At 36.2% G+C, this 12,244-nt stretch carries 8 protein-coding genes and 1 tRNA gene; 6 read left to right on the forward strand and 3 right to left on the reverse strand.

All coding sequences use genetic code 11. The features are described 5' to 3' along the window. Positions 1 to 511: 511 nt before the first annotated feature. Positions 512 to 598 (reverse strand) — tRNA-Leu (locus tag ABEA36_RS04540). A gap of 175 nt (positions 599 to 773) precedes the next feature. Between ABEA36_RS04540 and ABEA36_RS04545 the strand changes: the two genes are divergently transcribed. Next, positions 774 to 1,652, forward strand: a complete 879-nt coding sequence (locus ABEA36_RS04545) for a DMT family transporter (protein ID WP_345489254.1) — start codon at positions 774 to 776, stop codon at positions 1,650 to 1,652. A gap of 35 nt (positions 1,653 to 1,687) precedes the next feature. Here ABEA36_RS04545 and lptG read toward each other — a convergent pair whose 3' ends face one another. Beyond that, positions 1,688 to 2,755 carry an LPS export ABC transporter permease LptG gene (gene lptG / locus ABEA36_RS04550; protein WP_345489256.1) on the reverse strand — a complete coding sequence of 356 codons (1,068 nt, stop codon included), beginning with the start codon at positions 2,753 to 2,755 and terminating at the stop codon, positions 1,688 to 1,690. Between the two features lie 13 nt (positions 2,756 to 2,768). Then, positions 2,769 to 3,884, reverse strand: coding sequence for an LPS export ABC transporter permease LptF (gene lptF, locus ABEA36_RS04555; RefSeq protein ID WP_345489259.1), 1,116 nt, complete (start codon positions 3,882 to 3,884; stop codon positions 2,769 to 2,771). A 257-nt stretch (positions 3,885 to 4,141) separates the two neighbouring features. Between lptF and ABEA36_RS04560 the strand changes: the two genes are divergently transcribed. The 5 genes from ABEA36_RS04560 (at position 4,142) to ABEA36_RS04580 (ending at position 11,668) form a co-directional block, all read left to right on the forward strand. After that, positions 4,142 to 5,629, forward strand: coding sequence for a leucyl aminopeptidase (locus tag ABEA36_RS04560; RefSeq protein WP_345489261.1), 1,488 nt, complete (start codon positions 4,142 to 4,144; stop codon positions 5,627 to 5,629). Positions 5,630 to 5,696: 67 nt separating this feature from the next. Then, positions 5,697 to 6,155, forward strand: a complete 459-nt coding sequence (locus tag ABEA36_RS04565) for a DNA polymerase III subunit chi (protein ID WP_345489263.1) — start codon at positions 5,697 to 5,699, stop codon at positions 6,153 to 6,155. Between the two features lie 119 nt (positions 6,156 to 6,274). Beyond that, complete coding sequence (locus tag ABEA36_RS04570) at positions 6,275 to 6,706, forward strand: DUF3597 domain-containing protein (RefSeq protein ID WP_345489265.1); 432 nt, start codon at positions 6,275 to 6,277, stop codon at positions 6,704 to 6,706. 202 nt (positions 6,707 to 6,908) lie between these two features. Continuing rightward, positions 6,909 to 9,776, forward strand: a complete 2,868-nt coding sequence (locus ABEA36_RS04575) for a valine--tRNA ligase (RefSeq protein ID WP_345489267.1) — start codon at positions 6,909 to 6,911, stop codon at positions 9,774 to 9,776. 1,001 nt (positions 9,777 to 10,777) lie between these two features. Continuing rightward, positions 10,778 to 11,668, forward strand: coding sequence for an SDR family oxidoreductase (locus ABEA36_RS04580; RefSeq protein ID WP_345489270.1), 891 nt, complete (start codon positions 10,778 to 10,780; stop codon positions 11,666 to 11,668). The last annotated feature ends 576 nt before the right edge of the window (positions 11,669 to 12,244 follow it).

Consider the following 12,244-nt stretch of genomic DNA (forward strand, 5'->3'; position numbering starts at 1 on the left):
CCCTAGCGTGTTTATTATGAGGATGTTGATTATGAGTATTTATACACGAATTCGGTTAATCATAGCATGTCACTTGGTGAAGGCAAGAAAAAGATGGGAGTGAGGTTGTCAGCTTAAGAGTGAATGGATACTAAATTCACAGAGAAAGGTATTAAATCAAAATCAAGTAAGTAAATATCTAAAAATTACAATAAAAAAAATCAATTAAATAGATTGAAATCTATTTATTATGATTTTAATAAATTAAGTTAGACTTAATATCCAAATAATATAATAGTAAAAACTTTTTACCACCATATTATTAACCAAAATTTATCCAATCCCTTATCCCAAAAGCCTTTCCACTCATTTTATGGAGTCAACTAAAATCGAACTCAAAAAACTCCATAAAAACTCCATATTTTTCCTTGATGCCCAGTAAATCCCATAGACATCAGTAGACAAACCAATCTCTTGAAGGCTTGTAAGTAAAGGCTTTATTGACTTTGGTTGAGCTTGATAGAGTAGGTGATGGTGCCTGAGGTCGGACTCGAACCGACACGCTTTTAAGGGCGGCGGATTTTGAATCCGCTGCGTCTACCGATTTCGCCACTCAGGCATTGAGATGTAAATAAAGTAAACTTTGGCATTATACTAAGCTCTTGTCTGGTTGCAACTAGAATTGTTATTTTTCGCTTTATTTGCTGAAAAAAACAGCTTAATTTAATATTCATTTTGCATATAATAGGAATTGTACAGCCAATTGTATAATCTGGTCGACAAACAACATGATAATGTCACTATCAAAAACACGTTTATTAGGATTGATCGCTTTAGTTATATTAACCTTTATTTGGGCTTATAACTGGATTGTGATGAAATCTGCATTAATTTATATGAGTGCCACTGACTTTTCTGCTTACCGAACGGTTTTGGCATTTTTGATGTTATTAGTCGTGTTAAAAATATCAGGCCGTTCATTAGCTCCGACGCCTTTTTGGCCAACCATGCTTATTGGCTTTTTCCAAACAACTGGCATGATTGGTTTAGCCCAAATTGCCCTGATTGTTGGTGGTGCAGGTAAAGTGACGATTATGGTTTATACCATGCCATTTTGGATAGCATTATTGTCAGTATTTGTATTAAAAGAGCAATTGGGTTTACTGCAAATTATCGCACTGATCACTGCCGCAATGGGATTATTATGTATTATTCAACCTTGGAATAGTCAAAATTCGCTTCTGAGTTCGTTTTTTGCCTTATTATCTGGATTATTTTGGGGAATAGGTGCTGTCATAGCAAAACGATTATATCGTAACCTCACGATCGATACGCTTTCTTTAACGACCTGGCAGATGGGATATGGTGCCATATTTTTAGTCATATTATCACTGATTGTTGCTGACCATCATGTTATGAATGCACCTTACTTATGGTTTGCTCTATTTTATACGATTATCCCTGCGACGGCATTAGCTTGGGTATTATGGATGTACATATTAAAAACAATGAATGCCAGTGTAGCAGGGCTTAGCACGCTATTAATTCCAGTAATAACACTATTTCTATCTTGGTGGTTACTTCATGAACGGCCAACCCATTTTGAGTTTTTGGGTGTTTTTTTGATATTGCTAGGGTTAGTCTTTATTAATTATCACCCTAAACGCCATTAGTTTAGGGGATAATTGTAAAACTAAAATAGATAAAACTAACTCTTTTTGTTAAATAGGTAGTAGCTAATTGCCAAGAAGACAATACTGGTTAACATCGCGCCTAATATGGGCGGTAATCCGGCAACAATACTCACTTGTGAGAATAAGCTATCCGCAATATAGAAGATGAAGCCAACCGCCACACCAGTAATAACCCTGACGCCCATTGGGACACTTCTTAACGGTCCAAAAATAAAGGATAGCGCTAATAGCATCATAACAGCTACTGATAACGGTTTAAGCAGTTTTTTCCAGAAAAGGAGTTGATAGTTCGTTGAATCTTGCCCTGATGATTTTAAATATTGCGCATACTGATACAAACCAGAGGCGGAAAGCGACTCTGGATTTTGCGCAACAATATTTAATTTATCGGGCGTAATTGATGATGTCCATTGCATTGATAATAAATTAGTTCCCCTGACTTTATTTGGGTCAGTAAGATCACTTTTATCTACTTGAACAAGTTGCCAGGCATTATTTTGATAAGTTGCATAAGCCGCATGGGTGATAACACTCAGTTCACCTTCATCACTGACAGAAAAAATATCAATATTTGAAATGGTGTTATCAGAATCGACTTTACCAATATGCACATAATCATTGCCATCTTTTGCCCAAATACTATCTTGCGTTGCGATTAATGAACCGCCATAGGTTTTTTCTGAGCGCATGTTACGCGCAGTTTGTTCACTAGTCGGTGCTACCCATTCACCAATCGCCATCACTATAAGGACTAAAGGAATAGCCGTTTTCATGACAGCTTTGACAATATGTAATCGGCTAAAACCGGCGGTTTCCATTACCACTAATTCACTTTTAGACGCTAATAAACCCAGTCCAATGAGTGAACCGATTAATGCTGCAATCGGAAAAAACACTTCAAGATCTTTAGGAATCATCAATACAGAATATAGTGCGGCAGCCATCGCATCATAATCAACCTTCACTCGGCGAAGCTGATCAATAAAGCGAATAATGCCAGATAAACTTATTAATAAAAATAAAGTTATCGCAATCATGTTTAATATGGTTTTACCAATGTAACGATCAAGAATAGAAAACATACTAAACATCCTTTTATGAAGCTGTGCGAGCAGGGGTTAATCTATAACGAATTTTTCGCATTGGTATGCTATCCCAAACATTAAACAATACTGCTAACATGAAATAGAATCCATTAACTAAGTTAAACCAGAAAGTCGGATCAAGTCGTCCTTTACTTGCATGGGCTTTGATTGAACTTTCTAATAAAAAGTAAACTAAATACAATAAAATAGCAGGTAAAATGCGGTTGAGTCGTCCTTGTCTTGGATTTGATGAACTTAATGGAATGACTAAAAAGGCCATCAATGGAACGGATAAAATTAACGACACCCGCCAATAATATTCAGCTTTGGCCTTTGGTGTATTGACTTGGCGTAATTCACTAAATGACATTTGATCTACTTTATCATTAGCTTGTGCATCAGTTGATGTTAATGTTTTTGGTTTTATAATCGCCTGATAATTATTGAAATGTGAAATTCGAAAGTCTTTTAATTGTGCCGAACCTTCATAACGATTAGCATTATCTAACACAATAATTTGGTTACCCTGTGCATCATGTAAGACTTTACCTTGATTTGATAATATTACCGAAGGTCTCGCAGCGGTTCCTGGATTCGTTTGCGCAATAAAAATTTGTTTAATTTGATTATTTTCAACTTTACCAATGTATATTACCGAATCACCTTTTTGTGTTTTTTGAAATTGCCCCGCAAGTAAACCAGCTAAACTCGGGTTAAGTTTAGCATTTTCGACGAGTTGCTCTTCTTGTACACTTGACCATGGACTATACCAAACTAAATTGGCTATAGTGAAAGAGCAAGTAATAATAGAGAGAAATAAAATTGCTTGATAAATGATACGTTTTTTAACACCACATGCATACATAGCAACCATTTCACTGTCAGTATAAAATCGCCCAAAAGCAACCAAAATACCAAGAAAAAGACTCAACGGTAAAATTAATTGAGCCATACTTGACACCCCCAGCAGTAGGAGCGGCATAACTAAATTACTGGGAACATCACCATCAACGGCACTAGATAGAATTCTGATCAATTTTTGTGAAAAGAAGATCATGAATAGAATAAATAGGATGGCGAGCTGTGTTTTAAATGTTTCTTTTATGATGTAACGACGAATAATCACGTGTAATAAGCCTACTCAACAATATAACTCATCAAATATAATGAAATATTATAGCCTTAAATCCGACTTTTCGTTATCAATTTTTTGTTGATATGCTATTGTTTAACGTTAGAATGGCACAATAATATTATTATAGCGCTTCATATGCTTGAAATAGCGCTCAATATAACGATTTTGAGTATCCGTGCTATCTGGTTACATGAGTAGTTATAAAAACTAAATAGCATTCAAATAGACTAAATGATTAAGGCATAAAAATGAACTTTCAAATTAAACATGGTGATATTTTCAAACAAAAAACAGATTGCTTAGTGTTATCGATTTGGCAGGGCAAAACGCAGTCTGAACGTGTCAGGGATTTTGACAGCATTACCAATAATCTGGTGACTCAGTTAATCAAAGCAGGGGACTTTAGCGGTAAAATAGGGGAAACCACTGTATTATATAATGTACCTAATATTAGTGCTAAAAAAGTGTTACTTGTTGGCGTAGGCGATAAAAAAAGTTTTACAATGGACAAAGTCAGCCAAATCACCAAAAGCATTGCCGATCGTTTGGCGAATTTGAATAGTAAACACATGCTAGTTTCATTAACGGATTTAACGTCTGCCACAAGCTATGAGTTTGTAAGACGATTTATCGAAACCATTGAGTTTCATTGCTATCGTTTTGATGAATATCAATCTACTAAGTCCCCAATAATCAAAACTGAGAATATGGTCTTTTCAGTAACAGATAAAGCCTTGGTTGAGTCTGCCGAACAAGGATTATTACATGGAATAGCGGTTGCTAATGGTGTTAGTGCAACAAGAACGCTTGCAAACCAGCCGTCTAATGTCTGTAATGCGCAGTACCTTGCTGATAAAGCAAAATACTTAAATCAGCAGTATACCGATCTAAAAACAGCTTTTTATGATGAAAAAGCGCTAGCTAAGTTAGGTATGAATGCCTACCTTGCCGTGGGTAAAGGTTCAGAAAATGAATCCATCATGAGTGTGATTGAATATCGAGGTCATAAAGATAAAAATGCAGCACCAATCGTCCTTGTCGGTAAAGGATTAACTTTCGATTCAGGTGGTATTTCAATTAAACCTGCCGCCGGAATGGATGAAATGAAATATGATATGTGTGGGGCAGCGACTGTTTATGGTGTAATGCAAGCAGTTGCAGCGTTAAATCTACCCATCAACGTGATTGGAATTATGGCTGGTTGTGAAAATATGCCAGGAACAGGAGCCTATCGCCCTGGTGATATTCTTACCACGCTATCTGGCCAAACGGTCGAGGTCATTAATACAGACGCAGAAGGACGATTAGTGCTCTGTGATGTGTTAACGTTTGTTGAACGCTTTAAACCACAAGCGGTGATTGACATTGCGACCCTAACAGGAGCCTGCATTGTAGCGTTGGGTCACCATTATACTGGTGTAATGGGCAATAACGATAAGTTAGTGGGACAATTAGTGGCAGCTTCGACCAAAGCTTATGATAAATCATGGCAACTACCACTTGATGATGCATTCCAACAACAAATCAAATCAAGTTGTGCCGATATTATGAATGCAGCAGGTCGTGATGGTGGAACAATTACTGCAGGTTGTTTCTTATCACGTTTTGCTCAAAATTATCATTGGGCACATCTTGATATTGCTGGAACGGCTTGGGTTTCAGGTGCGAATAAAGGTGCAACAGGGCGTCCTGTATCATTGTTAGTTCAATATTTAATTGAACAGTCTGATTCATAAAATGTTAATATAAAATATCATTATCGTATAAAACATGCGTGTCTTGATCTTTATTGGGGTAAGTTAATTGAAAAAAGTCATATTCTATTTAATTGATGATGAAACCACATTGGCTGATCCCCTATTACTGCCGCATGAAAAACTTGCTTGTCAGACGATCGTTACACATTGGCAACAAGGACAACGGATCCTTGTTGCATGTCAAGATCAACAACAAGCTGAAAAAGTTGATGAATACCTTTGGCAACAAGAACCAGACCGCTTCGTACCGCATAATTTAGTTGGTGAGGGAATGAAAGGGGGATCGCCGGTTGAAATTGCATGGTTAGGAAAAAGAAGTAATGGCAATCGTCAATTGCTCATTAATTTGCAAGAGTCATTTCCTGAATTTTCGACGGTATATAGAGATATCATTGATTTTGTTCCCTTTGAAAGTCGATTAAAAGCATTAGCTCGTGAGCGCTATATTGCTTATAAAAATGTCGGATTTAATTTAAAAACCATTAATATTAATAAAGCAGAATAATTGTTTTAATAATAATCAATTGATTATTGTTGATTGACATCACTTTTTTTTTGCTATTTACTAAGGCGCTTTTGAAAAAAAGCACCATCTAAAAATTTAAAAAAATTAAGGAGTGAATAATGGGAATGTTATCAGATATTTTTTCAAAAATAATTCCATCAACGAGCATTGTTGGTTCAATCGCTGATAAAATTGTAAAAAAAGCACATGCTAATGAAACACCGGCAGCGGCTAAAGTTGAATCACCAGCTGAAACAAATACAACGGATTCTGTCGTCGATACAGCAGAACCATTCAAAGATGTTGACGTAGTGGCTATCTTAGATGAAATGGCTAAGAAAAACCCACAAAAATTAAATTGGAAAACGTCAATCGTTGACCTTTTAAAACTATTAGGATTAGATAGCAGCTTAACGGCACGTAAAGCATTAGCGTCAGAACTGCATTACACAGGTAATACAGATGATAGTGCAGCAATGAATATTTGGTTGCACAAAGCGGTTATGAAAAAAATTGCTGAAAAAGGCGGAAACGTTAAAGATCTCTTTTAATGATCACCTTGATGCCTTGATCCTATCAAGGCATCTGTCAATTTCCCATCAAATCCCCCCTTTTTATTTTTATATCTTACAATAGCGTGATTATTCAGTTTTTAACTCATGTTAATTTGTTGTAGAATAGTCTCTATTTATTTCTATTTATGTACTCAAGTACAATTAGTGCATATTCTTTTTACTGGATCTGAAAAGCATTATGAAAATAACATTAGATAAAACTTATAATCCTCAAGAAATCGAGCAACCGATTTACACTCATTGGGAAGAAAACGGATACTTTAAACCAAATGGTGATAAATCCGCGCCAAGCTACTGTATTGCAATTCCGCCACCAAATGTAACGGGGAGTTTGCATATGGGGCATGCCTTCCAGCAAACCATCATGGATGCGCTCATTCGCTATCACCGCATGCAGGGTAATAATACACTATGGCAATCGGGTACTGACCATGCAGGCATAGCGACCCAAATGGTCGTCGAACGTAAAATTGCGGCGGAAGAAAATAAAACACGTCATGATTATGGTCGAGATGCATTTATTGATAAAATTTGGCAATGGAAAGCAGAGTCGGGCGGTAGTATCACCAAACAAATGCGTCGTTTAGGTGACTCAGTTGATTGGGAACGTGAACGTTTTACCATGGATGATGGCTTATCTAATGCAGTAAAAGAAGTCTTTGTTCGCTTATATAAAGAAGATCTCATTTATCGTGGTAAACGCTTAGTTAATTGGGACCCTAAATTACGTACAGCCATTTCTGATTTAGAAGTTGAAAATAAAGACGTTAAAGGTTCAATGTGGCATATTCGCTATCCACTCGCTGATGGTGTAAAAACTGCTGATGGCAACGACTATTTAGTGGTTGCCACAACAAGGCCAGAAACAATTTTAGGCGACACAGGTGTTGCGGTTAATCCAGAAGATCCTCGCTATAAAGATTTGATCGGTAAATTTATTGTTTTACCATTTGTTAACCGTCGTATTCCGATTGTTGGTGATGAACATGCCGATATGACAAAAGGTACGGGATGTGTAAAAATCACCCCAGCGCATGACTTTAACGACTATGAAGTTGGTAAACGTCATCATTTACCGATGATCAATATATTAACCTTTGATGGTGATATTCGCCATCAAGCAGAAGTGTTTGATACAAACGGTGAACCATCAACGGTTTATCCAACTGATTTACCACAATCTTTACAAGGCCTAGAGCGTTTTGCCGCACGTAAAGCTGTTGTTGCTGAGTGCGATGCTTTAGGTATTCTTGACAAAATCGAACCGCATAATTTAACCATTCCATATGGCGATCGTGGTGGTGTAGTAATTGAACCGATGCTAACCGATCAGTGGTATGTTAGAACTAAACCACTTGCTGAAGTGGCAATTGATGCCGTAAAAACGGGTGAAATCCAGTTTGTACCTAAACAATATGAAAATATGTATTTTTCCTGGATGAATGATATTCAAGATTGGTGTATTTCCCGTCAATTATGGTGGGGACACCGTATTCCAGCTTGGTACGATGAACAAGGTAACGTCTATGTTGGGCGTAATGAAGATGAAGTACGTCAAGAAAATAACCTCGCGGCTGATATCAAATTGTCACAAGATGATGATGTATTAGATACATGGTTCTCATCAGGATTATGGACATTTTCTACATTAGGTTGGCCAGATAATACCGATGATCTTAAAACCTTCCATCCCACAAATGTGTTGGTAACAGGTTTTGATATTATCTTCTTCTGGGTTGCAAGAATGATCATGCTGACCATGCATTTTATCAAAGATGAAAATGGTAAACCGCAAGTTCCATTCAAAACGGTGTATGTCACCGGCTTGATTCGTGATGAAGAAGGGCAAAAAATGTCTAAATCTAAGGGGAATGTTATCGATCCTCTTGATATGATTGACGGAATTTCATTGCCAGCGTTGTTAGAAAAACGCACTGGAAATATGATGCAGCCGCAATTGGCAGAAAAAATAGCTAAACGAACTGAAAAACAATTCCCAAATGGTATTGAACCACACGGTACTGATGCATTGAGATTTACCTTAGCTGCTCTTGCATCAACAGGTCGTGATATTAACTGGGATTTAAAACGGTTAGAAGGCTATCGTAATTTCTGTAATAAACTTTGGAATGCGAGTCGTTATGTTTTAATGAATACCCAAGAACATGATTGTGGCTTCAAAGGTGGTGAACTTGAGTATTCCCTTGCTGACAAATGGATTTTAGCTGAATTTAATCAAACGGTGAAATCTTATCAAGATGCCTTTTCAACCTATCGTTTTGATATGGCAGCAAGTATTCTATATGAATTTACGTGGAACCAATTCTGTGACTGGTATTTAGAGTTAACCAAATCTGTACTAAGTCATGGTAATGCGAATCAGCAACGGGCCGCTCGCCATACTTTAGTATCAGTATTAGAAGCGTTACTTAGATTAGCACACCCAATTATTCCATATATTACTGAAGCAATATGGCAAAATGTCAAAGGCATTATGGGTATTACCGCAGATACAATTATGCTACAAAAAATGCCGTCATATGATCAACATGCTTATGACGAACACGCTGTTAACGATCTAAACTGGATTAAACAAGTCGTTATTGCTGTACGTAATATCCGTGCTGAAATGAACATTGCACCAAGCAAACAACTTGAGCTTATGGTCAGGGATGCTTCACCGACGACACACCGACGAATTAGTGACAATGTCACTTTTATTGAGTCATTAGCACGCTTGTCTGAAATCATTATTTTAGATGAAGGTGAAAAAGGTCCAATGTCGGTCACAAAATTAGTCGAAGGGGCTGAATTATTAATTCCAATGGCCGGATTAATTAATAAAACAGATGAACTCGCTCGTTTACGTAAAGAAATTGAACGAATGGATAATGAAATCAATCGTATTGAGACCAAATTATCTAACCCTAGTTTTGTTGATAAAGCGCCAGAAGCTGTTGTTGCGAAAGAAAAAGAAAAGCAACAAGGCTATCAAGACGATAAAGTAAAATTGCTTGAACAATATGCAGAGATTGAAAAATTGTAATCAGTGATTCAAATAAAATAAAACCCGTATTTTTGCGGGTTTTTTATGTCTAATCGAGTAGGGCACACACCAAAGCGTTACATTGTCACGTAAATTAACTACCGAAAAAAAATCAAATTAACAACTTTTGCTTCAGTTTAATTAAAAACACATCATAAAATTCTTAATTATTCTCTTTTTTGCACAATAACAATGCAAGAGGCGATCGACTGTATAAAATAATTTACACTTATTTTCATTCACAAGTTATCCACAGGTAAGAAACATTAGAAAGAATATTTTCTAAATATTGAGAAACGCACTAAAGTAAAGAATAAAATACGTAACTGTTCAGGGAATGAATATGGTTAGAAATCATCTATTGTCACATTTTATTTATTCTTTTTTATGATTGTGACATTCAATGGATATACAGAGTAATTGCGCTGTAAACATGACGTTATACTCAACTAACTGATATAACGAAAATGCCAAAAGCAACGACAAATGAAGAGCGTAAGCCGATCGGGGAATAGACTTATCCAACAAGGATAAAATAATTGGCGATAAAGAACAATCCATACCATAAATTCGGTAGGATTAATAATGAATGGATTAAAATTATGCTAAATACGTTATTAAGACCCACGAATATGATGCTATTGTATGATAAGGCGTTAGCGCAGCAATACTGTCTCATTTAATACGCTAGCCAGCAACAAAGGATTGATTGCGATATAGTCTCTGTACGTGATTTATTCAAAGGGAATAAAAGTACATAGGCGGGGCGATTAATTAGAACGCTATCTGTTCATGTTATTGTTACCTTGTTTGATAGCAAATTTTCAATTTCCATAACATAACATTACATAAAAATTAAAATAACTTAAGTTATTGATATTAATATAGTTGAAACATGAGTTGTTTTTTATATCAAGCAATGCCTGTGATAGGGATTGTTGATTAGTAAATTGATTTTATTTAAATTGCAGTTCAATGCAAACAATCCTTAGGAGAGTAATATGAGTAACAGCAACTTAGACAATCCGACAACCAAATATTATCACGAAGCATACCCAAAACAGGAACAACCCGCCCCCGCATTACAACGAGAAATGAAACCGATTCCTGATTGTGGTGAAACCAGCTACCAAGGCAACCAACGTTTATTAGGGCGAAAGATTTTGGTAACCGGTGGTGATTCAGGTATAGGTCGAGCCGCCGCGATTGCTTATGCAAAAGAAGGGGCTGATGTTGCAATTAATTACCTTCCATATGAACAAAAAGACGCTGAAGATGTGGCAAAAATTATCGAAGCAGCAGGGCGTAAAGTAATATTAATCCCAGGTGATTTGAGTGATGAAAAATTTTGTCAAACACTTGTTGAGCAAGCACATCAAAAACTGGGTGGTCTTGATAACCTAACCTTAGTTGCCGGTAAACAGGTTGCGGTGGATAACATTTTAAATTTAACAACAGAACAATTGAGAAAAACATTTGATATCAATGTATTATCATTATTTTGGATTACAAAGGCAGCATTAACTTATTTAAAATCAGGATCTACAATCATTACGACATCATCAATCCAAGCTTATCAACCAAGTGCAATTTTATTGGATTATGCATCGACCAAAGCCGCAATTATTGCTTTCACCAGAGCATTGGCTAAACAGCTTGCTGATAAAGGAATTCGAGCGAATTGTGTGGCACCTGGACCAATTTGGACACCATTACAAATCAGTGGTGGTCAACCCAGTGAGGCAATCCCAGAATTTGGTCAACAAGCACCGTTAAAACGTTCAGGTCAACCCGTTGAACTAGCGAGTTTGTATGTGTTTTTGGCATCAGAAGAATCAAGTTATGTTACCGCAGATGTGTTTGGTGTGACAGGTGGGCTTCATATTAACTGATTTATTTAGTATTAAATTATTCAAATATAACCGTAGCGCTGCCTACGGTTTTTTATATCAGTTTTACCAACACTAATTGAAATGATTACTGATGAATTAATGATCGGCCAGATAACTCATTGAATTAGATCACCATCTACAAGTTATGCCATTAGTTATCCACTAAAATTGTGAATTCTTTGCATCTAATAACGATGAAATTTGAATGTTGAGTTTTATCAATCAACTTAATGTGCCATGTGTAGAATTTAATTTTATGACATAAAAATAGCATAAAAGGTAATTTAATAGACTACATTGAGGTTAGTTAGTGTGTGTTTACTTAATTATCAGTGGTTTAGTTATCTTTTTGATTTAAAAGGGTAATTTATAATGTATTATTTAACATAATATACATTATGCGAACTAAGGTGTCGTTTTAGAGGAGGGATCAAGTCCGCCAAATTAATCCCTCATAGATTTTAAAATTCAGTGATTCTTTTCATTAAGCTGCCTTAAAAATTTGTGGCATTTGATACCAAATAATTCTGAGATTTATTTAGACTAATTGTTTGTATCCTTTTTTGTCTAAATTTT

The sequence above is a fragment of the Orbus sasakiae genome (assembly GCF_039542345.1).
GTDB classification, from domain to species: Bacteria; Pseudomonadota; Gammaproteobacteria; order Enterobacterales; family Orbaceae; genus Orbus; species Orbus sasakiae.

What these genes read in the sequence shown, in the direction of transcription:
- ABEA36_RS04560 (WP_345489261.1), top strand. Translation starts at nt 4,142, where the DNA reads ATGAACTTTCAAATTAAACATGGTGATATTTTCAAACAAAAAACAGAT.
- ABEA36_RS04545 (WP_345489254.1), top strand. Translation starts at nt 774, where the DNA reads ATGTCACTATCAAAAACACGTTTATTAGGATTGATCGCTTTAGTTATA.
- ABEA36_RS04575 (WP_345489267.1), top strand. Translation starts at nt 6,909, where the DNA reads ATGAAAATAACATTAGATAAAACTTATAATCCTCAAGAAATCGAGCAA.
- lptG (WP_345489256.1), bottom strand. Translation starts at nt 2,755, where the DNA reads ATGTTTTCTATTCTTGATCGTTACATTGGTAAAACCATATTAAACATG.
- ABEA36_RS04580 (WP_345489270.1), top strand. Translation starts at nt 10,778, where the DNA reads ATGAGTAACAGCAACTTAGACAATCCGACAACCAAATATTATCACGAA.
- ABEA36_RS04570 (WP_345489265.1), top strand. Translation starts at nt 6,275, where the DNA reads ATGGGAATGTTATCAGATATTTTTTCAAAAATAATTCCATCAACGAGC.